The organism is Bacillus sp. LR--39, from assembly GCF_053613335.1.
This window is the reverse complement of record NZ_JBSIOT010000001.1, coordinates 71,978-93,305: the sequence shown is the minus strand read 5'-3', so window position 1 is coordinate 93,305 and position 21,328 is coordinate 71,978. Positions and strand designations below refer to the sequence as shown.

Genomic DNA, 21,328 nt, shown 5'->3' with positions numbered 1-21,328 from the left:
CCTTATGAGGAGGTCGTTTTTTTGATCACAATTTCTACACGGCGGTTTTCTTTCATATGTCCGGGACTTTTGTTGTCCTTCATAGGTTTCGTATCCGCATACCCGGCAGAGATAAACCGTTTGGCGGAAAAGTCTTCATTCGCGGTAAAATACCGGATCACACTCGCCGCTCTTGCAGACGACAGCTCCCAATTTGACGGAAATTGATAGGTGGAAATCCGGCGGCTGTCCGTATGGCCTTCTACCTGTATGTCATTCGGAATTGTCTTTAAAAGCACCGCGATCTGATGCAGAACCGGCTCGGCGTTTTTCAGCACATCCGCTTTTCCTGTCTGAAACAGAACGGCCTCCTGCAGCACAAGAACCACTCCGCGCTCATCGCGCTTCGCCGTCAATTTCGAACTCAAATGATGCGCTTTTATGTATGTCTTCACGTTTTGTAACAGCAAATCCTGTTCTTTATTTTCGTTTGCTTTGTCTGATGACGCCGATTCACCCCCGCTGCCGTTTGTATGAATCGATGAAACGGCAGATTGAAATTTTTCCGCGTCTATTTGCGACATCGAAAAAAGCAATATAAAGAACACGAGAATGAGCGTGATCAAGTCAGCGAACGTCACCATCCATCTCGGTGAACCGCCGGAATGTTCCGATTTGTTTCTTCTTTCAAAACGCTCTTTTCTAAGCTTCATGGACAGCGCCCTTTTTCTTGTTCGCAGGCTGTCCTTTACGCCAGTCTTCTCTTGAGCTGAAGACAACGAGCTGACTTTCGAGATTGCGGGGATTTTTGCCCGATTGGATGCCGACAACCCCTTCGATCATGACCTGTTTGATGAAAATTTCACTTTCCGTTTTTTCTTCAAGCTTTGCCGCGATTGGGATAAACACCAAGTTGGCAAGCAGCGCTCCGTACAGCGTCGTCAATAGCGCAACGGCCATGTTCGGTCCGAGGGTATGCGGGTCATTTAAGTTTTTGAGCATGAGAACGAGCCCGACGAGCGTCCCGATCATTCCCCAGGCGGGTGCGAAATCACCGGCTTTTTCAAAAACGCGTCTTCCTTTTCTGTGTCTTTCTTCCATCGCGGCGATCTCAGAATCCATCACCAGCCGGATCGTTTCCTCGTCCCAGCCGTCAATTGCAAGCAAAAGCCCTTTTTTTAAAAACGGATCCTTGATCTCACGCGCCTGGTCATCCAGAGACAGAAGCCCCTGCCTGCGCGCCTGCTCCGAAAGGCTGACAAATACTCTGACAAGCTCTTTCACATTGTCATCCTGACGGGAGAATACCTGTTTCAGAACAGAAGGGGTTTTCTTTAAATCCCTCGGCGGAAAACTGATAAAGATCGCCGCAGCAAGGCCGCCTGTGACGATTAAAAAAGAAGTCAAATCTAAAAATGAACTGATTCCCGCCAGTCCCGTCCCTGACAGAATACCGATTGCGACAATAATACAGCCTAACATAAAGCCAACGGGCGTCAGATAATCAAAACGTTTCATATCTTCTCCTTACTCAAGTAAAAAAGCAAGATTCCACCCCTCAGAGTGAAGCTTGCTTTTCCGTTTTTTTATGACTTGGTTGATTGTCTTAATTCGATGCGGTGAGGCAATTCGACGATATGCTCTTCAACCGGCTCTTTGTTCATCAGTTTTGTCAAAAGTCTCATCGCCACGGCGCCGATATCGTACGTAGGCTGCACGACTGTTGAAAGCTGAGGGCGGACCATCAGGCTCAATCTCGTATTGTCAAAACCGATAATATCAAGATCATCAGGAATCGAAAGACCTTGATCTTGGGCCGCATGGATAATGCCGAGGGCCATTTCATCCGTCGCAGAAAGAATCGCCGTCGGTTTCCGGTCAAGGCCCATCAAGCTTTGAAGCGCCTCCATACCGGAATCATAGGTGTAATCGCCTTCCGCTACGAATTGCTCGTTAAACGGAATCGCCGCTTCTTCAAGCGCCAGTTTGTACCCTTGCAGTTTTTTCGAACGGTTGATCGGCTCTTGCATCGGTCCGGAGACGAATGCAATATCGCGATGCCCTTTATCAATGAAAAGCTTAACGGCATCATAAATCGCCTGTTCATAATCAATGGCGACAGAAGGCGTCTCGCCCTGTTCTTCCACTGATGCCGCCAAGACGATCGGCACAGGAGAGCGCTTAAATTCTTCGACATGCTCGTCCGTAATGTTGCCGCCCATAAATACGATACCGTCCACTTGTTTGCCAAGCATCGTATTTAACAGATGCAGTTCTTTCTCAAGATTTTGGTCCGAGTTGCTTAATATAATATTATATTTGTACATCGTCGCGATATCTTCAATTCCACGCGCAAGTTCAGAGTAGAAAATGCTTGAGATATCAGGGATGATGACGCCGACCGTTGTCGTTTTTTTGCTTGCAAGCCCTCTTGCCACCGCGTTCGGGCGGTAGCCGAGCCGGTCAATGGCTTCCAATACTTTTTTTCTGGTCGTCGGTTTTACATTCGGGTTGCCGTTCACGACGCGGGAAACAGTCGCCATACTGACATTTGCTTCTCTGGCCACATCGTATATCGTAATGTTGCTCACTGAAACCACTCCTTTTACTGGATACACTTATCCTTATCTATAGCATAAACACTTTATGTAAAGAAATGTCGTACGATTTCGCATTCTGTCGTTTATGATTGTAAGCGTAAGTCAGTAGTGTACATTATTTTTCATTATTCATCAAATTTAAATATCTCTCATGAAATTATACGCGTTTTTCCCAGTGATGAAAACGTTCACTTTCATTTTATAATTAAATAAAATGAAGATACGAAAAAAAAGCCGCGCGAGGCGGCCTTTAAAGAGCGGAACGTTGTATTATGCTTTTACTTTCAGCATTGGCTTTAATTCGTTCAGCCATTTCTCGAATTCAGGTATATCCATCTGCTGCGCAGAGTCTGAAAGGGCAACGGAAGGATCAGGGTGAACTTCGGCCATCACGCCGTCAGCGCCGATCGCAAGCGCCGCTTTTGCTGTCGGAAGCAGGAGATCGCGGCGGCCTGTTGAGTGTGTGACGTCAACAAACACCGGCAAGTGAGTTTCCTGTTTCAAAATCGGCACGGCAGAAATGTCGAGTGTGTTTCTCGTTGCCGTTTCGTACGTTCTGATTCCGCGCTCACAAAGAATGATTTGGTCGTTTCCTTGTGACATGATGTATTCAGCTGCATTGATGAACTCTGAAATTGTTGCGGCAAGACCGCGTTTTAACAATACCGGCTTTTTAACGGAGCCGGCCGCTTTCAGCAATTCAAAGTTTTGCATGTTCCGCGCGCCGATCTGAATGACGTCAATGTAATCAATCGCTTGCTCAATGTGTGCGGGCGTTACGATTTCACTGATCACCGCGAGGTCATATTCATCAGCGACGCGTTTAAGAATTTGCAGGCCTTCTACGCCGAGACCTTGGAAATCATACGGACTTGTGCGGGGTTTAAACGCGCCCCCGCGCAGGATTTTAATGCCTTGTTTTTTCGCTGCGGCCGCTACTTCGGCAACCTGCTCATAGCTTTCTACGGCACAAGGTCCGACGATGAATCTCTGATCGCCGTCACCGATTTTTTCACCTTTTATGTCAACGATCGTATCTTCTGCTTTTTTCTTCCGGGAGACGAGCAACGCTTTGCTGTGGTCCTCTTCTTGAAGTTCAAGTCCGGCTTTGAAAATTTCTTTGAAAATATGCTGGATCGTTGAGTTTTCAAATGGGCCGTCATTGCTTTCAATTATGCGGTTAAGCATTGTACGCTCTCTGACAGGGTCAAATCGGTTGACACCCTGTGCTTCCTTTGCTTTACCGATTTCTTTTACAACGGCTCCGCGTTCATTAATTAATTTAAGGATTTCTAAGTTTAGTGCGTCTGCCTGCTGTCTTAGGCTCTCTAATTCCTTGTTGCTCATCTTTTTCATCCCTTCTATGCTATGTTTTATTTTAATGGTTAACATGCATCTTACTACAGTTATGCGAAAATAGGAATATGAAATAATAAATTTTTTCACATTCGGCTTTATCACAAAAACGCTTTTAAGCTTTTATGCGTTGAAGCGGTATATATTGATATCCTACATGATCCGGCTGAAATGATCAATAGTTTTTTTCAAAAAAAAAACCGCCGGTATCAACCGGCGGCCAGCAATTATGAAAGGTGCTGCTCTATTGCGTTTTTTGTGATTTGTGAATGAGACGCGTGCCATTTCACTTCGCCGTTTGCAATGACGAATACTTGCGGACTTTCATGTTTCACGCCGTATGTCTCGGCGATATAGTTTGAAAGCGGCCGGCTGTCCTGCACCTGCAGGTAATAAGAAGGCACTTCCGAATGCGCCGATGCAAAGGCGTCAAACTCCTGAAACGCGGCTTGGCTGATCGGGCAGGTTGTGCTGTGTTTCAAAAACACGAGCGTGTTTTCTTTCTCAGCGGCATTTTTGAACTCTTCTTCAGACGATATCAGCTGTTTTGTCATGTCGGTTATCTCTCCTTATTGAAGATCAGCGATTTGCCTGACCGGCTTTTTCCCCGGCGTCTTCCGCTTCGGCCTTGATGCTTTGGGCCGTGTCCTGCATTTCGCTTCTCGTCTCTTCGGCTTTCTCGGTTAGTGTGCTCTTAGAACGGTCTTTTAAATCCTTCACTTTATTCATAATCTGGCCTGACTGATCAGCTACCAGCTGGGTGATATTAGATGTTTTGTCCTTGGCGATGCTGACATATTGAGAGCCTTTTTCTTTCGCGTCGGCCGTCATTCTGTCCGTCTTATCCTTTAACGCAGAAGCCTGACTGCCGAGATCGTCGCGCAGCTCCTTACCTGATTTAGGCGCCAGAAACAACGCCGTTGTCGCGCCGATAATTCCCCCGATCAGCGTTCCGATTAAAAAATCCTTACTATTGATTCCATCTTTGCTCATTATGATTCCTCCTTAGTGGATTTTTCTTATGATTAAAGCGATGTTTTTTTCTTTTGCTTCCACTTGTCCCATATTTCCATAGCGGCCTGGCTCCAGGTGACAACCTGACTGATCTTATCCTGATTCTCTCTTACAGAGGCCGTAACGGAACCTGCTGCCTGCTTTATGGATGTATTAAACTGCTGGACGGAAGTTCCCACTTCCTGGACAGCATGGACAACCGTATTTAATTTCTCTGATTTTTCCTGAATGTCTTCCGCGAGACGGTTTGTCTTATGTAACAGCTCGGTTGTCTCTGCGGTAATGCCTTTCATCTGCCCTTCAAGGCCGTCTAAAGTCGATGCTACGTTTGTTAAGGTCATCTGCACGGACTTTAATGTTTTGGACAGATAGATGACGAGGATGAGAAATGCAACGGCAATGAGTGCGACGCTTAAGTAAAGAATGATGATCATCTAATACCTCCTTAATGCAGGATATAGTGGTATATACCCAATTCTTAAAATGATAAACATATATGAAAGATCTGTATGTATACTATTTCTCCGTTTCTCGGTAAATCCCTTTGCAGCACGCACAAAAAAGCAGTGAGAGCCCCACTGCTTTTTCGTTACGCTATGACGTTTTCATAGGCTCTCATATATTTTTGAATGTCTCCGGCGCCCATGAAGATCAGCACTGCGCCTTCATGCGCTTTTAACACGGATGTGTCATTTTCTTCAATGAGTTCTGCATTATCGATTTTTTCCTGAAGATCCGTGATCGTGAGCTTGCCGACGTTCTCGCGGGCAGAACCGAAAATGTCACACAGATACACGCGATCGGCCGCGCTTAAGCTTTCTGCGAATTCATCCAAGAATGATTGCGTCCGTGTAAACGTATGCGGCTGAAATACCGCGATGATTTCACGTTCGGGATATTTTTGGCGCGCCGCCTCAATCGTGACTTTGATTTCAGTCGGATGGTGGGCGTAGTCGTCGATCAGCACCTGGCTGCCGATCACTTTTTCATTGAATCTGCGTTTGACGCCGCCGAATGATTCAAGTCCGAGCTTAATCATGTTCACGTCTATCTCTTCATAGTGGCAGAGCGCAATGACCGCTAAGGAATTGAGGACATTGTGATGGCCGTATGCCGGGATGTAGAACGTATCGTAAAACGTATTGCGGACAAAGACGTCAAATGTCGTGCCTTCCGTATTTTTTACGATGTTTCTCGCTTGAAAATCGTTTTCTTCTCCCGTGCCGTAATAAACGACAGGCACATTGGCGTGAATTTTCGGCAGGTACTCGTCATCACCGCAGGCAATGATGCCTTTGTTGACTTGAAGCGCCATGTTTTGGAAAGCATCAAACACATCGTCAATGTTGGCGAAATAATCAGGGTGGTCAAAATCAATATTCGTCATAATCGCATAATCAGGCTGATAGCTTAAGAAATGACGGCGGTACTCGCAAGCTTCAAATACAAAGTATTCGCTGCTTTCATTTCCTCTGCCCGTTCCGTCCCCGATAAGAAACGAAGTCGGCTTCGCCTGCTGCATCACGTGTGCCAAGAGGCCCGTTGTGGACGTCTTGCCGTGTGCGCCCGTTACCGCGACACTTGTATATTTTTTCATATATTCAGCTAAAAATTTATGATATCTGATGACAGGAATCCCTTCAGCGAGCGCCTTTGCGATTTCCGGATGAGAATCAGGGAATGCGTTTCCGGCGATTACCGTTAAGCCGGGTTTGATGTTATCGGCGCTGAACGGATAGATCGGGATATTTCTTTTTTCAAGGGCAGCCTGAGTGAAAATCTGCTTCTCGATATCCGATCCCTGCACCTGATACCCTGTATCATGCAGGATTTGAGCAAGCGGGCTCATACCTGTCCCTTTTATTCCAACAAAATGATAAACAGTCATAATCGTACCTCCAACAAACGTCTATCTGTTCCCCAGTATATGACGCTCATTTCATTTTGCGACCGCCGCGGGCAAAAAGCCCGCACAGCGGCGCTTCCATTTATTTTTACGTTATCGTCAGTATCTGTAACTTTCTTTTTGATTAAACCTGCCGCATGATATTTCAGCGCGTGACAGTGATGCAGTTTTGATGGTCCATCCACTATCATACCATGTTTGTGAGAAAAATGAACGATATTCTTATTCTTGAGCAATGTCAGCGGCCGTAATCAGCACTTCACGGGGCTTGCTGCCCTTCGCTTCTGAGATCATGCCCTCGGCTTCCATCATGTCAATCAGCCTTGCGGCGCGGTTATAACCGATTCGGAACCTTCTTTGAAGGCTTGAGGTGCTGGCACTGTTTTGCTCCACGACGAATTGGCACGCCTCAGGAAACAGTTCGTCTTCTTCCTTGAGGGCAGTTCCCTGCCTGATCAGTTCTTCCTGTTCAAACAAATAAGAAGGCGGCAGCTGCTTTCTGACATGAGAGACGACGCGGTCAATTTCTCTGTCGGATACAAAGTTGCCTTGCAGGCGCACCGGTTTTCCGGTACCGTTTTCCCAGTACAGCATGTCGCCTTTTCCGAGCAGCTTTTCCGCTCCCGCCATGTCGATGATCGTTCTGGAATCTACCTGGCTTGAGACGGAGAATGCAATCCTCGTCGGTATGTTTGCCTTAATCATTCCGGTAATGACATCGACAGACGGACGCTGTGTCGCGACAAGCAGATGAATGCCGCAGGCTCTCGCTTTCTGCGCGATTCTGGCAATGCTTTCTTCCACATCGTTCGGCGCGACCATCATTAAATCGGCAAGCTCATCAATAACCACTACGAGGTACGGGAGCTTTTCGCCTGTCTTATGATCGGCGGTTAATTCATTAAAGCGGCCGATATCTCTCACACCCGAATGGGCAAACAGTTCATATCGCCGTTCCATCTCTTCCACAACCCATTTTAACGCGGCGGTCGCGGCTTTGGCGTCCGTGATGACGGGGCTGACCAAATGCGGAATTTGGTTATAAGGCGCAAGCTCGACCATTTTCGGATCAATCAGAAGCATTTTGACATCACTCGGATCCGCCTTATAAAGCAGACTGACCAAAATGGTATTGATGCAGACGCTTTTTCCCGATCCTGTCGCACCCGCTATCAACCCGTGCGGCATCTTTTTCAAATCAATGACGACCGGGTTTCCGGAAATATCGACACCGAGCGCGGCTGTAAGCGGAGACGGATTCGTCCTGAAAGCGGCGCTTCTGATCATCTGCCTTAAATCGACGACTTTGCTTACACGGTTCGGAACTTCAATGCCGATCGTGTTTTTACCGGGGATCGGCGCCTCAATCCGAATATCCTTGGCAGACAGGCTCAGTTTAATATCATCTGCTAAGTTTGTAATTTTGTTCACTTTCACTCCGGGCTCAGGATGCACTTCAAAACGTGTGACGGACGGGCCTTGTGTGACATGAACGACTTGGGCGCGCACATTAAAGTTTTTCAGTGTAACGTTTAAAAGCTCGCGCTGTTCTTCAATCCACGATTGGTCGTCATGTCTTTGCGCCGGCGGTACGTCCAGAAGCGACAGATTCGGAAAGACATAGCTCGCTCCGCCCTCCGGCGTCTTCGTCTGCTTGTGTTTATCGCTTTTAAGCATCATGACGTTAAACGGAACATTGCGCTCTTTCGGCCGCTCCGCTTTTCTCACAGTCTGAGGCTGTCCGGGATACTCCGTTTTTTCTTCGGCAGGCCGGGACGGAGCATCGGCCGTCTCGATGCTTGCAGGTTCAGGCTCGGGCTCTGAATGCCGCGTGACTTCATTGTACTCAGGCTGAGAGTCTGCTTCCTGTTTCGCGTCGGTTTCAGCTGATTCGGGCTTGTCTTCAGACTGCGGCTGAACTTCCTCATCGTATCCGGGTTCTGTGTATGTATACACCGGTTCTTCTGCGGTTTCAAAAGGCGGTGCTTTTTCCGGCTCAGGCTCCTGATATTCCTCCTGCGGCGCCGCTTGTTCCTCTGTGTTGTCAGCCGTTCGGGATGCTTCATACTCAGGCTCTTCAATAGGCTGCGGGCGGGTTTGTTCATGCTCTTGTTCTTCTGTAAAGCCGGCAGATTCCGCGCTTTCCGTGTGCTCCCGCTCTTCAGCCTGCTGCGGTTCTGGTGCTGCAAACACTTGCTCTTTTGCATTCTCAGCCTCGGTGTGAAGCTCCTCTTTTTTAACGGCCTGGATTTCTTCCGTTTCTTGTTTCACAAACGGGTCTGGCCGGTCATTCGTCTGTTTTGTTATGCCGGATGTTGTGAAGACGGGCTCTTTTTCCGTTTCCTGACGGGCTTTTGTCGGAACAAATTGCTCCTCTGACAGCAGTGTTACGTTCTCTTCACGCCGCTTTTCGGATATAGGCGCTTTTTTTATGCTGTGCTGAGATTGAAAGCCGTAAACCGGTGAAGGAATGGATGACGGTTTAAAGGGCTTTTTCACCGTTTCAGGCTCTTTATGTGTATGCTGTTTCCGCTCGGTTTGCTCCTTCCCGGCGGCATAATCCCGGGACGGCTGGCGGCGTTCGTGCCTTTCCCGCTGTCTTTGGTTTTGCTCCGTTCGCTTATAGCCGTCCGGAACGACGGGGAAGCGGAAATTCCCTTTCGGATATTCGTAATATATTTTAGGATCTTCCATGCGCGTGAATTTGCCTTCTGGCTGATCCGGTATCTGCTGTTTCGGGATTTGGGCATGCGTGTTTGGTTCACGTTCATGCTCTTCTTCTTTTTCACCTAAAAATAAGTCAAAAAATTTATTCAGCCAACTCATGTTTAATCACTCTCTAACTCCCTTTTTAGTAGTCTGGGACGATATTAGTATACCATTGCCGGGCGGCTCAGAAAAGATTAAGCTCCCAACTGAAGAAAGCCGTTAAGCAGGCCTGCTTAACGGCTTTCTCTCACATCATTCGATTCTGTGCGCTTATTTATGGGAGTTAGAATTGAAATGCTTCGCCGGCCTCGCGGCTGTCTTCAAGAACAAGAATCCCTTTTTCCGCCGGCGCATCCGGCAAAGCGAGTTCTTTCGCGGAGCAGATCATGCCGCTTGACGGAACGCCTCTTAATTCAGCGTCTTTAATCACAAGTCCGCTCGGCATTACCGCGCCGACTTTAGCGACGACGACTTTTTGCCCTTTGTCCACGTTCGGCGCGCCGCAAACGATTTGAAGGGTTTCCTCTCCCACATTCACTTGGCAGATATTCAGTTTATCCGCATTCGGATGTTTTTCTTTCGATTCAACGTGACCGACAACAAATTTCGGAGAAAGGTCAACCGTCAGCGTTTCTGAGACGCCGTTTCTGTTCAGTATTTCATTCACATCCTGAACGAATGTCTCAGACAAAGCGACGGGGCCGTTGTCCTCAATCTGTAAGTAAGAAGACACGTTAAAAATGTTAAAGCCCGTCGTTTCTTTTGTTTCTTTGTTAAAGATTCTGACGACATCGCCTTCTCTTTCATAGCCGATTTCTTCGCGTGCTGCATCTTTAAGAGAGATCAGAAGCGTATCTCCCACACCTTCTTTATTGTAAAAAGCGTTCATAAGAAAAATCCTTTCTAATCCTTTTTCGGCCGGCTTTTCGCCATGATAAACACAGGTTCCAGTCTGCCTTCATTATACAGAAATGAAAGGGCCGTAATCGGCACCGTGCCGCTTGCAAAGAAGCTCATGGACATTTGCCCTAAAATATCATAACCCGATTCATTTCGAATGTCAGCAAGTATTAATACATCCTGGTGCGGGATTGAAATCGCCAATTCGCCTTCAGCGGCCTGCTTGTATTCATGAAGAATCGAATCATTGAGAATCCGGCTGGCGTCATAGCCGTCATTCGCCCTGAAAAAATAAAAATAATTGTCCGCAACCGTATCCTGTTTCACGACCGAAGGAAGAGAGCGGAGATTGAATGACGCCGTCTCCCTGATGCGTTCTTTTGTCCAGTTTTCTTTCTCGAGCATCCGGCTGTCAATTAAGCGGTACGTCTTACCGAGGTCAAGCGCGTAGTAGATTCTTGTTTCGGCCGTATGGTCATCATACACGAGCGGAATGCCGTCGCTCGTTTGATCGGGAAATGATGTGGAGCGGATGACCGGATAGATTCCGGCTTCCTTTCCGGACATCTCCTGTCCGCTGCCTTCCATCGCCTCCATTGCTTCTGACACATAGTAGACGATTTCGTCGATCGCTTCTTCTTTTTTCGTCTCCCACTTCGCAATGATCGGCGGGAGCTCCAATGTGATGCCTTTTTTGGTCGTTTGATCCTCAACACGGAGGGTGTCTTTTTCTCTGTCAAAAAAGAAGGATCGGTTCTCGTGCTGCAGGCGCTGTTTTAATAAATCCGCCAGCTTCCTTGAGGTCATTTTCAAAGCCCGTGGCCTCCTTTATGCTTTAGCAAGGGAATCGGTTAAAAATTGCTCAATTTCTTCTTTTGTTTTACGGTCTTTGCTGACGAAGCGGTTCACTTCTTTTCCTCCGTTAAACACAACAAAGCTCGGAATGCCGTAAATTTCCCATTCCGCGCATGTATCAATAAATTGATCGCGGTCTACGTAGTAATAAGTGAATTCAGGAAAGTCCGCTTCCAGCTCAGGGAGAAACGGCTCCACAAAGCGGCAGTCCGGGCACCAATCCGCTGAAAACATAAATACCGCCCAATCGTCTTGTACCGCTTTTTGCAATTCTTCCGTGCTTTCAATCTTTTTCATTGTCATTCCTCCATCTGGATTATGAGTTTTTTATATGCTGATGTTTGTCCAATTGGATCATACCAGACTGTGTACGGCAAGACCAACTATATGCAATATCATTATCATATTTCATTTGCATTATCAAGCAAGTTTCGTTTACCATTTTGCTTGTAGCCGTACGAAAATCTGAATATGTACATAAGGAGGGGCAAAAGATGCAGTTTGTCGTGTATTTAGCGGGTGAAATCCACAGTGAGTGGCGGGATGAGCTCAAACAAAAAGCAACAGCGCTGGACCTGCCGATTACGTTTGTCGGCCCGATGGAAAACCATGAACGCTCAGACAATATCGGAGAAGAGATTATGGGCGTGCAGCCCGATTCTGTTTTAAAAGACGCCAGAGCTTCTGATATCAACAATTTCCGTACAGAAGTGCTGATGGAAAAAGCCGATTTTGTAATCGCCCTGTTTGGCGAGAAATATAAACAGTGGAATACCGCGATGGATGCTTCTTATGCCATCGCAAAAGGAAAGCCGCTCATTCTCATCCGTCCGAAAGAGCTGCATCACCCGCTGAAAGAGCTTTCCGGAAAAGCGAATATCACGGTCGAAACCGTCAATCAAGCGATGAAAGCACTCTCTTATTTATTTGAAATAGAATAAGCAGGCCGCCTTTATGCGGTCCTGCTTATTTTTTTACACATTTTCTCTGATCGTTTCGACCGTCTGTTTGTCACTCGCCATGACCAGCTTAATGAGCATTTCTTTCGCCGCGGCATAATCATCGACATGGATGATAGCGGCATTTGTATGAATGTATCTTGAACAAATGCCGATGACGGCAGACGGAACCCCGCTGTTTGATATGTGGACCCGTCCGGCATCCGTTCCCCCGCCTGAAGCGAAATATTGATAAGGGATATTGTGCGTTTCCGCCATATCAAGGACGAACTCTCTCATCCCGCGGTGCATGACCGTCGTTCTGTCAAGAATGCGGAGCAGCACCCCCTCGCCGAGACGGCCGAACAGCTCCTTATCGCCGCTCATATCATTTGCCGGGCTGGCATCAAGCGCGAAGAAGAGATCGGGCTGAATCATATTGGCCGCTGTCTGCGCCCCTCTCAGGCCGACTTCCTCCTGAACGGTGGCCCCGGCGTACAGATTGTTCGGCAACTCTTTTCCGTGCAGCTCTTTTAATAGTTCAATGCTTAACCCGCAGCCGTAGCGGTTATCCCACGCTTTGGACAATATTTTCTTCTCGTTGGCCATCGGGGTGAACGGGCAGACCGGCACGACCTGCTGTCCCGGTCTGATCCCCATTCTGACCGCGTCCTCTCTGTCATCGGCACCGATATCAATCATCATATTTTTGATCTCCATCGGCTTTGCGCGCTGGGCATCCGTTAAAATGTGGGGCGGGATGCTTGAGATGACGCCGATAATCGGTCCGTTATCCGTCTGCACCTCGACGCGCTGGGCAAGCAGCACCTGACTCCACCAGCCGCCGAGCGTCTGAAATCTCAGCATGCCGTTATCCGTAATCTGCGTTACCATAAACCCGACTTCGTCCATATGGCCGGCTACCATAACGGTCGGCGCATCTTCAGCGCCGCGCCTTACTCCGAAAACACTTCCGAGTCTGTCCTGCACGATGTCATCCGCATATTTCGCAAGCTCCCGTTTCATAAAGGAGCGGACCTGATGTTCATTTCCCGGTGCGCCGGGAAGCTGCGTCAGCGTCCGGAAAAGCGTTTTCGTTTCCTCATTCATATTTTCCCCTCATTTCTATGTAATGCTTTTATTTTATTAGAAAAACAACCGTTTTCCAAGCGCTCAAATTGAATGGGCTGGAAAACCGCCGCTTTACTTAACACCGTCTGGCATCTTCTGTATAATAAAAACTACGACATAATTGGAGGTGCTTCATATTGAAATTACGTCATTTTCTCTTAGGTGCAGGAGTCGGATTATGCGCTGCCATCGCAGTGAAAAAGTATGCGATGAAACCTTATATCTCTTCAGAAAAAGCGCTCCGTATCGTGAAAGCGGCTTTTAAACAGCGCGGGCCGATAGACGGATCATGGATTTACACAGAGCCCGAGCCCTACCAGGTAAACGGAGAAACCATCCAGGTATACAAAACCGGCGTGACACGTTCGGCATTCGGCGAACTGGAGCAATATGAAGTTATGGTCAATGCAAAAACAGGCCAGATTGTCGATGTCATTGATTCTGTCGCCTCATAATTCGGACAAGCAAAAAATAAAGCCCAAAACCATCAGCGTTTTGGGCTTTATTCGGTTACATCGGCCGAATTCGTTTATATACGGGGTGCCACATCGCATCCTGCACCGTTTGAATCAGATCCTCGGGTTCCATTTCCGCTACACCGTCCTGAATGGCCGCTTTCGCTACGGCTACCGCCACAGTTGCCGATACCGTCCTGAGATCCTCCACTTTCGGAAGCATCGGCGCCCCCGGCTTGCCGACGTCCACCATACCGGCGATGGCATTCGCGCAGGCAACGAACATATTGTCCGTAATGAGCCTTGCTTTTGTCACAATCGTGCCGAGTCCGAGTCCCGGGAATACGAGCGCGTTGTTCGCCTGTCCGATATGGTAGGTAACGCCGTTATACGCGACAGGCGGGAATGGACTTCCCGTCGTGACAAGCGCGCGGCCTTCCGTCCATTTAATTAAATCTTCAGGTTTTGCTTCTGATAATGTGGTCGGGTTTGACATCGGCAAAATAGCGGGCCGTTTGACATGTGAGGCCATTTCTTTGACGATTTCTTCCGTAAATGCGCCTGATACAGTGGATGTGCCGATCAGAATCGTCGGCTTGGCCTGACGCACCGTCTCCGCCAGATCAATTGATCCGCCTTCACCGCTGCGGCCGTACTCTTTCACTTCATCAGCAGAGCGCGCGTACGGAACCTGAAAATCACGCAAGTCCTTCATATCATCCGTTAACAATCCGTTTCTGTCGATACACCAAAAATGGCTGTAGGATTCATCTTCGCTTAATCCGTCATGCACCATGGCTTCGCGCAGCTGCTCAGCAATTCCGATACCGGCCGTTCCCGCACCGAAGACGACGACTTTATGCTCTTTTAAAGGCACTTTTGATGCTTTCGCACACGCTAAAACAGCTGCAAGCGATACTGCGCCCGTTCCTTGAATGTCATCATTAAACGTACAGACTTTATCTTTATACCGTTTCAATATGCCGCGGGCGTTAGCCGTACCGAAATCTTCCCAATGAAGCAGCGCATTCGGGAATGTTTCCCGGGCAAGCGAGACATACTCATCAATAAAGCGGTCATATTTCTCGCCGCGCACTCTTGAATGCTGGTTTCCGACATACAGCGGGTCATTTAAGAGGCTTTCCTGATTTGTCCCCGCGTCCAACACGACCGCAAGCACTCGTGACGGATCAATTCCGGCCGCCGCCGTATACACCGCAAGTTTTCCGACAGAAATGGCGATGCCGCCGACGCCCCAGTCACCGATTCCCAGAATGCCCTCGGCATCTGTGGCAACGATTAAGTCAATGTTTTCATTTTTTCCGAACTGCTGAAATGCGGCGCGCATTCCTTCAGGGTCATCTATTGACAAATACAGACCGCGGGGTTTTCTGTACTCATGGCTGTAACGCTGGATCGCGGTGCCGACGGTCGGCGTATAGACGATCGGCAGCATTTCGCCTAAATGATCATTTAACAGCCTGTAAAATAACGTTTCATTCCGATCATGGAGAGCGGTCAAGTAGACATTTTTGCTCAGCTCATCAGGCTGCGAACTGAATTGTTCATAGGCCCGCCTCGCCTGCTCTTCGATTGTCAATACTTTCGGCGGCAGAAACCCCTCGAGTCCGAGTTCCTTTCTTTCCTCCTGTGTAAAGGCCACCCCTTTATTTAAAAAAGGCGTAGAAAGTACTTCTAATCCGCGCAGAGTTGTTTTGATTTCTCCATCTTTCGTCACTTGAAATTGATTCACCTGTCTCTTCCTTTCAAAGCAATTTGTCTTAGGTTTGCTTTTATTCCCGAAATTCATACAGGTAAATCATCGATCCGCCTATTTTTTCTCCCGTCTGACAGATGCAGCCACTTCGCCGTCTTCTCCCCATTTTACCGCTCTGTAAATCGCGTCGTGATAGAAAATCAGCCAGGCGTCTTTTTCTGCCGCGAACGTCTGCCATTTCTGCTTTTGCGGAATAGAGGTCATCGGATAATCATCATAGGCCAGCACCCATAACGGATTTTTATGCGCGTTCGTCGGCATCAGGTCGGCAAAATGCACAGCCGTTTCCCCTTCGTCTTCTAAGACGATGACGCTGTGGCCGTCGCTGTGGCCGCCGGTGTGGTGCATCGTAATGCCTTCTGTCAGCTGATACTCGTTCTCAAAGGTTTCGACCTGATCTTGTACCGCCTCCCAATTTTCTCTCCAATATGTATTTTTCGATCTGATATTAGGGTTTCTCATTTCGCGCCACTCTGTCGCAGAAGTGATAATGCGGGCATTCGGGAAAACAGAGACAAGCTCCTCTCCGCTGTATTCCGTCAGGCCGCATGCATGGTCAAAATGAAGATGGGTCATCGCGGCAATATGAATGTCCTCACAGGAAAGCCCGAGTTCACGAAGAGATTGTTTCAGATTGGATTCCTGTGTTACGCCGTAATTCCTTTTTTGTTTATCAGAGAATTTCCCTCGGCCGATACCCGCGTCAACCATTATATTCAGGCCGTTTTTTCTGATCAAAATCGGGTCTGTTCTTAATTCAATCTGGTTTTTGTCATTTACGGGGTATTTTCTCGACCATAAAGGCTTCGGGACAACGCCGAACATCGCTCCTCCGTCCATATGCGTTACACCGCCGTCCAGCCATGTTAATGAAATATTCCCAATATTCAATGTCTCCATCTTGATCCCTCCTGATGTAATGGTAGCAAATGGCGGCATAAAAAAACAGACTCCCGCATCAGAGTCTGTCTTTTGTTCTCCATTCAACTTCGGCCCGGTAAATCGGCTGGCCGAGCGCGGAGAATTTTTCTTCGTATTCTGTCATAATATTGCCCTTCGGATCGCTGTTGTGCAGATCAAGGCTGACTTCCGTCAGAAGCAGGCCGTATTCGGAAAAGCTTTTCAGAGAGTATTCGAATAAACCGCGGTTATCGGTTTTAAAATGAATCTCACCTGTTTCGCCCATCACTTCTTCGTATTTTTTCAAGAACGTTTTAAATGTTAAACGGCGCTTTTCGTGACGGTTTTTCGGCCACGGGTCAGAAAAGTTTAAATATACGCGCTTGATTTCTCCCCGTTCAAATACGTCATTCAGTGTTTCCGCGTCTATATTTAACAAACGGACATTGTGAGCCTCGCTGTCCTTTACTTTTTGAACGGCAGTGACGATGACGCTTTTAAACAGCTCAATTCCGATATAGTTGATATCCGGATTCTGCTTGGCCATTCCTGAAATGAACTGCCCTTTTCCCGTACCGACTTCAATATGGATCGGGTTGTCATTGCCAAAGACCGTGTTCCATCGCCCTTTATACTGGGCCGGATCACTGATGGCGATGTCAGCGTTTTCTGCCAGAAAATCATTCGCCCAAGGTTTATGGCGCATTCTCATATGATTGACACCTCTATCTATAATTTCGAGTAACAACATACCATGAAACATAAAGAGCCGCAAGCGCCTTTTAAAGGCGCCGGCTGCATAAAAAAAGAGGCTCCCCGGTCCGGAACACTCATGTGATGCATAAAACCGCACCGCTTTGCACAATGTATGACACAGAAAGGATGTGTATATGAATCATGGGCTTAACAAGCGAACATCAGGTCCGGTTATTAAAGGACATATTGGCCGACCATCAATTGGATTGCTGCGGCACGGTTGCCGAGTATGAACAGCTGGAGCGCGTCATCAAATCACTGATGGCCAACACCGGGCTTGATTCAAATATAAAAAACGTGCTCGAGGACATCTACCGCTACAGCCAGTCCGGCATCACGGCCGATTCCATCGACACGCATATTCAGGAGCACCAAAACCATTTGTCCCAATGGGTGGAGCAGATGGATTCGTACTCCTGACTACTTGACAATCCGCTTCATCAGGGCATGAAGCTCTTCCATGGCATCATGATACGCTTTGTCGTTTCCTTTTGATTTGTGCCAGGCGATGAAGGTGATGGTCTCCGATAACATGTACCACGCCATCCGCAGCCGAAGCCCTTCCGTGAGCTTCATGCCGTACATCCCAAGCCAGCTGTCCCACGCTGGCTCTTCGACGTAATGATACAATAAAGGGCCGAGATCCATGGCCGGATCGGCTATCATGGCGCCGTCCCAATCTATTAAATACAGCTGGTTGTCTTCAGACAGAAGCCAGTTATTATGATTCACATCACAATGGCAAACGACTTTTTCACCGAATTGCACCTGATCCACATGAGCTTCCAAATAAGCAAGGCCTTCCTGAATAAGCGGCGAAAATTGCCGCACGGCAAAGACGGCCTGCTTCAGCTGCGACAAAAGGGCGCCCGGATCAAGCGGTTCTTTTCCCAATCTTTTCAGCATGTCGAGCAAAGCTTTTGATGTGTGGATTTTGCGGAGCAGCTCAGCCACCGGGCGTCCGCTCATATCCTTTGCCTTCAGCTCCCTGCCCGCCATCCAATGCTGAGCCGTAATGACGTCTCCGTTTTCCATCCGTTTCGTCCAAACCAGCTTCGGAACAATGCCTTCGGCGGATAACACGGCTAAAAAGGGCGAGCTATTACGTTTTAAAAAAAGCTGTTGGCCGTTATGTTTCGCATAATATGCATCTCCTGTAGCTCCTCCGGCGGGGAAGATCTCCCAATCGCTACCTAGTAATTGTCCCAACCAGTTCATATCAATGTTCAACCCATCATTTCTTAAAATATTTTAGAATAGGCCTCCAGCCTTTCTCTATTGGCGGAGCGGCCTGTCATAAACAATTTCATGAGAATAAAAAAGACAGCTATTGAGAGTCTCATATGCTAATCAATAGCCGTCCTATAAATTTTAGCGCTACAGCACAAACTTCGTCAAGCAAAACTAGCAAGAACACCTGTGAATTCTGAAGATTTATGCCGGAACCGCTCTTTGCCGTGAAACATTTGACGGGTTTCATTTGTTTATTATGTTTTTATTTTCAACGGCGCACCGCCCGGCATAAGCCGAAACGGCGTCGTTCCGATCAGCTCGCCGTCAGTGTGAAACGGAATTTTCCCATCTGTTTCAAAAACGAATTCCTTCCCCTTTATCATCGTCACTCCGTCCATTTTGATATGCCGGCCGAAGCTCATCGCCCATAAAAAACGATACAGCGAGAAAAAGGACAGGTTTTCTGCAATGACAATATCAAAATGGTTTTGACGGGGATTTGCTGAAGGCGCCGCTTTCATGCCGCCTCCGTAATAAGGGTGATTAGCCGCAATGACAAACCAGACATTGCGGAATTCACGCCTCTGGCCGTCTGCCGTGCAAATAAATCTGAACGGCTGAAACCCCGAGGCTGTATGTAAATGCGCGAGCGGGTAAATCACAAAGCCGAGACGCAAAAACCGAAGAACGCGCGAAAACGGAAAATTCGCGGCTGCCTTCAAAACTGAGGCATCGAAGCCGACAGACAGGTGGTTAATAAAATAAAGTGATTGCGCTTTGTCATGAAAAAAGTTGATGTTTCCCGCAAAAAATTTCCGCGTGAGCGGGCGGTGCAGACTTTTGATTTCTTGGAGAAGCGCCGCCTTCTTAATACCAAGCCCTTTGGAAAAGTCATTGTACGAACCGGCAGGCACAAAGGTCAGCTCAATCTGATCCGTTCCTTTCAGTCCGTTAATGACTTCATGCATCGTCCCGTCACCGCCGATGACGAACAGCCGCTTAAGCTTATGATCCTGCATCATTGAAATCTGCCTCGCCAGCACCTCCGCATGTCCGGGATGCCCGGTCAAAAAAGAGCGGTGGCTGACCCCGCGCCTGGTCAGCTCTTTTTGAACTGATTTCCAGACACGCCGGCCCCGCCCGCCTCCTGAGACCGGGTTAATAATAAAAAACCATTGACTCATCGTTTGTTTTCACCTGCTTCATAGATGAAGAGACAGCCGGCAAACGTCGGTTTTAATCAAGCCATTCCTGTCTCCGGCTTGAATTGCTTAAGCCGTAAGACAAAAGAGCCTTCGCCGCTTTGAGCTGGTGGTGCTTGATCGGCGCCGTATTTTTCTGCTGCTTTTCCAGCCACTCTGCGGCAGTCCGTTTATCAGCTATTTCCAGCCCGTACGGCGGCTCCGGGTAATCAATATAAGACGTTCTGCTGAGCAAAAGCTTCCGCACGGGAATGTCGGCCTGCTTTTCTTTTACGATTTGCGAAACGACCGAGCCTGTCCGGTGCAGGCTGAGAGACGGATTCAATACTTGACGCGTGCTGCCGGAGCCCCTTTCTTCCCAAAAACGGTGTTTTGATCCGATATATACGCTGTCCTCTTCCGCTTCCATAAAAGCAGCGCAGAAGATCTCCAGCGGCGAGATGATGATCATGCTCAGTTCGACGGACGCCTGCTGAATTTGCAGAACCGGATGATACATCACAAAATAGGAATCGGGCAGCTTTTGAGCCAGCATTTTTAACATCCTGTCCCTTTTGACCGCCTGCGAAAGCTCAGACTTTTGAGAAAGCGTGGAGCTCGCCCATTTTAATTGAAAGTCATACAGCTGATCTTTGAAAAAAGGCGCGAGCTCAGACTTTCGAGACGGAAGATTCCCGAACAGCGCCTCTTCTCCCTCCGGCTCATCAAACCATTGGTGCCTCTTTTCATTTATATCGGCCGTATTTTCTTCTTTTCTCTTTTTCAAGGAAAATTTTTTCCTGGCCGGCGCTTGATCGGTTTCCCCGCCTGCAGCCGTTTCCGTTTCTTTTTCTTCCGTCTTCCGGTCAAACGCTTCAAGAAGCGCCTCCCAGCGTTCTTTCTTCAGCCGGATAAACTGGTTCATATAATGATATGGATCAAGTTCATATCTGGATATGCAGTCGTGAATTTTGATGATCTGTGCCATGTGATTTCTCCACTCCGAATATTTGTTTATGTCAATTGAAACTGTGCGATTTCTTCGTATTTAGGCGACCGATCAAGATGGGTCTGAAACAGGGAAAACCGGCTGACGGCACTTTGCACCCTGCCGCTTTCAAACGGCACATCGTCAGGAAACGGCCGGTCTCCCGCCCACTTCCGCGCCATCGTCATATGAGGGTGATAAGGCCGTTTTTCCACTTGAAAACCGGCTTTCAAAACAGCCTGTTTTGTTTTTTCCCGCAAATCAAAGAGCAGTTCATTCCGTTCGGGCTCAAGGTGAAGCACTCTCGGCTGTCTGCGGTCGCCGAAAATATCCAGATGCTGAAACTGTACGGTAAACGGCTGCGCTGCCGACGCAGTATCTGCGAGCAGCGACGATAATTTCGCAAGCCGTTCTTCATCCGCGGCTCCGAGAAAAATGAGTGTAATATGATAGTCATGCGGGTGCACCCATTTTTTGAATGATAACGCCGGCTCCTTTTTGGCTGCTTCCCAAATCGGTTCAGCAATGTCAGCCGGAATCGGAATGCCGATAAAATAATGCGGCAATGAAGCTCTCATACGAGGATCTCCCCCTCTTTGGTTATGGTGTTATTATAAAACGGATAAGCGGAGAGGAGAACCCTGTCCGCT

The 21,328-nt window shown here is 48.0% G+C and carries 23 protein-coding genes; 3 read left to right on the top strand and 20 right to left on the bottom strand.

Annotation, left to right across the window (positions count from 1 at the left end; translation table 11 throughout):
- Positions 1-2 precede the first annotated feature (2 nt).
- The 12 genes from motS to ACWHAR_RS00525 all read right to left on the bottom strand — a co-directional run bounded on the left by motS (position 3) and on the right by ACWHAR_RS00525 (position 11,616).
- Positions 3-692 carry a flagellar motor protein MotS gene (gene motS / locus ACWHAR_RS00580; RefSeq protein ID WP_032873631.1) on the bottom strand — a complete coding sequence of 230 codons (690 nt, stop codon included), beginning with the start codon at positions 690-692 and terminating at the stop codon, positions 3-5.
- Positions 682-1,497: a flagellar motor protein MotP gene (motP, locus tag ACWHAR_RS00575; RefSeq protein WP_007408775.1), complete on the bottom strand. Its 816-nt coding sequence runs from the start codon at positions 1,495-1,497 to the stop codon at positions 682-684. The genes motS and motP overlap by 11 nt, the downstream gene beginning before the upstream one ends.
- A 68-nt stretch (positions 1,498-1,565) precedes the next feature.
- The gene (gene ccpA, locus ACWHAR_RS00570; RefSeq protein ID WP_032873629.1) at positions 1,566-2,570 is read right to left on the bottom strand and encodes a catabolite control protein A; all 1,005 of its coding nucleotides are present in this window, start codon (positions 2,568-2,570) and stop codon (positions 1,566-1,568) included.
- A 279-nt stretch (positions 2,571-2,849) separates the two neighbouring features.
- The gene (locus ACWHAR_RS00565) at positions 2,850-3,926 is read right to left on the bottom strand and encodes a bifunctional 3-deoxy-7-phosphoheptulonate synthase/chorismate mutase (protein WP_003152383.1); all 1,077 of its coding nucleotides are present in this window, start codon (positions 3,924-3,926) and stop codon (positions 2,850-2,852) included.
- Between the two features lie 236 nt (positions 3,927-4,162).
- On the bottom strand, positions 4,163-4,489 hold the full coding sequence (ytxJ, locus tag ACWHAR_RS00560; protein WP_007408776.1) for a bacillithiol system redox-active protein YtxJ: 327 nt from the start codon (positions 4,487-4,489) through the stop codon (positions 4,163-4,165).
- A 25-nt stretch (positions 4,490-4,514) separates the two neighbouring features.
- Positions 4,515-4,928 carry a YtxH domain-containing protein gene (locus ACWHAR_RS00555; protein ID WP_003152380.1) on the bottom strand — a complete coding sequence of 138 codons (414 nt, stop codon included), beginning with the start codon at positions 4,926-4,928 and terminating at the stop codon, positions 4,515-4,517.
- A gap of 32 nt (positions 4,929-4,960) precedes the next feature.
- Entirely contained in the window at positions 4,961-5,383 is a 423-nt protein-coding gene (locus ACWHAR_RS00550) for a DUF948 domain-containing protein (RefSeq protein ID WP_007408777.1), read from the bottom strand.
- A gap of 155 nt (positions 5,384-5,538) precedes the next feature.
- Positions 5,539-6,837 carry a UDP-N-acetylmuramate--L-alanine ligase gene (gene murC, locus ACWHAR_RS00545; protein ID WP_032873626.1) on the bottom strand — a complete coding sequence of 433 codons (1,299 nt, stop codon included), beginning with the start codon at positions 6,835-6,837 and terminating at the stop codon, positions 5,539-5,541.
- A 240-nt stretch (positions 6,838-7,077) separates the two neighbouring features.
- Positions 7,078-9,681, bottom strand: a complete 2,604-nt coding sequence (locus tag ACWHAR_RS00540; protein WP_032873624.1) for a DNA translocase FtsK — start codon at positions 9,679-9,681, stop codon at positions 7,078-7,080.
- A 166-nt stretch (positions 9,682-9,847) separates the two neighbouring features.
- Positions 9,848-10,453 carry a YtpR family tRNA-binding protein gene (gene ytpR / locus ACWHAR_RS00535; RefSeq protein ID WP_003152375.1) on the bottom strand — a complete coding sequence of 202 codons (606 nt, stop codon included), beginning with the start codon at positions 10,451-10,453 and terminating at the stop codon, positions 9,848-9,850.
- A gap of 14 nt (positions 10,454-10,467) precedes the next feature.
- A complete protein-coding gene (locus ACWHAR_RS00530; RefSeq protein ID WP_079891120.1) occupies positions 10,468-11,277 on the bottom strand; it encodes a DUF1444 domain-containing protein in 810 nt (269 codons plus the stop codon).
- 15 nt (positions 11,278-11,292) lie between these two features.
- Entirely contained in the window at positions 11,293-11,616 is a 324-nt protein-coding gene (locus ACWHAR_RS00525) for a thioredoxin family protein (protein ID WP_003152373.1), read from the bottom strand.
- Between the two features lie 197 nt (positions 11,617-11,813).
- Here ACWHAR_RS00525 and ACWHAR_RS00520 point away from each other — a divergent pair, with 197 nt between their 5' ends.
- Positions 11,814-12,260 (top strand): YtoQ family protein, encoded by a 447-nt coding sequence (locus ACWHAR_RS00520; protein ID WP_032873622.1) that lies wholly within the window; start codon positions 11,814-11,816, stop codon positions 12,258-12,260.
- Between the two features lie 33 nt (positions 12,261-12,293).
- On the opposite strand, the gene ACWHAR_RS00515 is transcribed toward ACWHAR_RS00520, so the two are convergent.
- The gene (locus ACWHAR_RS00515) at positions 12,294-13,367 is read right to left on the bottom strand and encodes a M42 family metallopeptidase (RefSeq protein ID WP_032873620.1); all 1,074 of its coding nucleotides are present in this window, start codon (positions 13,365-13,367) and stop codon (positions 12,294-12,296) included.
- A gap of 158 nt (positions 13,368-13,525) precedes the next feature.
- Here ACWHAR_RS00515 and ACWHAR_RS00510 point away from each other — a divergent pair, with 158 nt between their 5' ends.
- Complete coding sequence (locus tag ACWHAR_RS00510; protein WP_003152366.1) at positions 13,526-13,843, top strand: PepSY domain-containing protein; 318 nt, start codon at positions 13,526-13,528, stop codon at positions 13,841-13,843.
- A gap of 55 nt (positions 13,844-13,898) precedes the next feature.
- On the opposite strand, the gene ACWHAR_RS00505 is transcribed toward ACWHAR_RS00510, so the two are convergent.
- The 3 genes from ACWHAR_RS00505 to trmB all read right to left on the bottom strand — a co-directional run bounded on the left by ACWHAR_RS00505 (position 13,899) and on the right by trmB (position 17,232).
- On the bottom strand, positions 13,899-15,596 hold the full coding sequence (locus ACWHAR_RS00505) for an NAD-dependent malic enzyme (protein ID WP_032873618.1): 1,698 nt from the start codon (positions 15,594-15,596) through the stop codon (positions 13,899-13,901).
- A 78-nt stretch (positions 15,597-15,674) separates the two neighbouring features.
- A complete protein-coding gene (locus ACWHAR_RS00500; protein ID WP_032873616.1) occupies positions 15,675-16,520 on the bottom strand; it encodes a YtnP family quorum-quenching lactonase in 846 nt (281 codons plus the stop codon).
- 58 nt (positions 16,521-16,578) lie between these two features.
- Positions 16,579-17,232: a tRNA (guanosine(46)-N7)-methyltransferase TrmB gene (trmB, locus tag ACWHAR_RS00495; RefSeq protein WP_032873614.1), complete on the bottom strand. Its 654-nt coding sequence runs from the start codon at positions 17,230-17,232 to the stop codon at positions 16,579-16,581.
- A gap of 185 nt (positions 17,233-17,417) precedes the next feature.
- On the opposite strand from trmB, the gene ACWHAR_RS00490 reads away from it, so the two are divergent.
- Entirely contained in the window at positions 17,418-17,696 is a 279-nt protein-coding gene (locus tag ACWHAR_RS00490) for a YtzH-like family protein (RefSeq protein ID WP_032873610.1), read from the top strand.
- Here ACWHAR_RS00490 and ACWHAR_RS00485 read toward each other — a convergent pair whose 3' ends face one another.
- The 4 genes from ACWHAR_RS00485 to thpR all read right to left on the bottom strand — a co-directional run bounded on the left by ACWHAR_RS00485 (position 17,697) and on the right by thpR (position 21,256).
- Positions 17,697-18,494: a phosphotransferase family protein gene (locus ACWHAR_RS00485; protein WP_003152355.1), complete on the bottom strand. Its 798-nt coding sequence runs from the start codon at positions 18,492-18,494 to the stop codon at positions 17,697-17,699. It abuts the gene before it with no gap.
- Between the two features lie 269 nt (positions 18,495-18,763).
- Positions 18,764-19,693 (bottom strand): YegS/Rv2252/BmrU family lipid kinase, encoded by a 930-nt coding sequence (locus tag ACWHAR_RS00480; protein WP_032873608.1) that lies wholly within the window; start codon positions 19,691-19,693, stop codon positions 18,764-18,766.
- 52 nt (positions 19,694-19,745) lie between these two features.
- Positions 19,746-20,678, bottom strand: coding sequence for a hypothetical protein (locus ACWHAR_RS00475; RefSeq protein ID WP_032873605.1), 933 nt, complete (start codon positions 20,676-20,678; stop codon positions 19,746-19,748).
- A 26-nt stretch (positions 20,679-20,704) separates the two neighbouring features.
- Entirely contained in the window at positions 20,705-21,256 is a 552-nt protein-coding gene (gene thpR / locus ACWHAR_RS00470; protein WP_032873603.1) for an RNA 2',3'-cyclic phosphodiesterase, read from the bottom strand.
- Between the last annotated feature and the right edge of the window lie 72 nt (positions 21,257-21,328).

Excerpts from the sequence above, each read along its gene's own strand:
- ytpR (WP_003152375.1), bottom strand. The coding sequence starts at position 10,453 with ATGAACGCTTTTTACAATAAAGAAGGTGTGGGAGATACGCTTCTGATC.
- ACWHAR_RS00490 (WP_032873610.1), top strand. The coding sequence starts at position 17,418 with ATGGGCTTAACAAGCGAACATCAGGTCCGGTTATTAAAGGACATATTG.
- motP (WP_007408775.1), bottom strand. The coding sequence starts at position 1,497 with ATGAAACGTTTTGATTATCTGACGCCCGTTGGCTTTATGTTAGGCTGT.
- ACWHAR_RS00500 (WP_032873616.1), bottom strand. The coding sequence starts at position 16,520 with ATGGAGACATTGAATATTGGGAATATTTCATTAACATGGCTGGACGGC.
- trmB (WP_032873614.1), bottom strand. The coding sequence starts at position 17,232 with ATGAGAATGCGCCATAAACCTTGGGCGAATGATTTTCTGGCAGAAAAC.
- ACWHAR_RS00550 (WP_007408777.1), bottom strand. The coding sequence starts at position 5,383 with ATGATCATCATTCTTTACTTAAGCGTCGCACTCATTGCCGTTGCATTT.
- ACWHAR_RS00555 (WP_003152380.1), bottom strand. The coding sequence starts at position 4,928 with ATGAGCAAAGATGGAATCAATAGTAAGGATTTTTTAATCGGAACGCTG.
- ACWHAR_RS00520 (WP_032873622.1), top strand. The coding sequence starts at position 11,814 with ATGCAGTTTGTCGTGTATTTAGCGGGTGAAATCCACAGTGAGTGGCGG.
- ACWHAR_RS00485 (WP_003152355.1), bottom strand. The coding sequence starts at position 18,494 with ATGAACTGGTTGGGACAATTACTAGGTAGCGATTGGGAGATCTTCCCC.
- ACWHAR_RS00480 (WP_032873608.1), bottom strand. The coding sequence starts at position 19,693 with ATGAGTCAATGGTTTTTTATTATTAACCCGGTCTCAGGAGGCGGGCGG.
- ytxJ (WP_007408776.1), bottom strand. The coding sequence starts at position 4,489 with ATGACAAAACAGCTGATATCGTCTGAAGAAGAGTTCAAAAATGCCGCT.
- ACWHAR_RS00565 (WP_003152383.1), bottom strand. The coding sequence starts at position 3,926 with ATGAGCAACAAGGAATTAGAGAGCCTAAGACAGCAGGCAGACGCACTA.
- motS (WP_032873631.1), bottom strand. The coding sequence starts at position 692 with ATGAAGCTTAGAAAAGAGCGTTTTGAAAGAAGAAACAAATCGGAACAT.
- murC (WP_032873626.1), bottom strand. The coding sequence starts at position 6,837 with ATGACTGTTTATCATTTTGTTGGAATAAAAGGGACAGGTATGAGCCCG.
- thpR (WP_032873603.1), bottom strand. The coding sequence starts at position 21,256 with ATGAGAGCTTCATTGCCGCATTATTTTATCGGCATTCCGATTCCGGCT.
- ACWHAR_RS00525 (WP_003152373.1), bottom strand. The coding sequence starts at position 11,616 with ATGAAAAAGATTGAAAGCACGGAAGAATTGCAAAAAGCGGTACAAGAC.
- ACWHAR_RS00515 (WP_032873620.1), bottom strand. The coding sequence starts at position 13,367 with ATGAATGAGGAAACGAAAACGCTTTTCCGGACGCTGACGCAGCTTCCC.
- ACWHAR_RS00475 (WP_032873605.1), bottom strand. The coding sequence starts at position 20,678 with ATGGCACAGATCATCAAAATTCACGACTGCATATCCAGATATGAACTT.
- ACWHAR_RS00540 (WP_032873624.1), bottom strand. The coding sequence starts at position 9,681 with ATGAGTTGGCTGAATAAATTTTTTGACTTATTTTTAGGTGAAAAAGAA.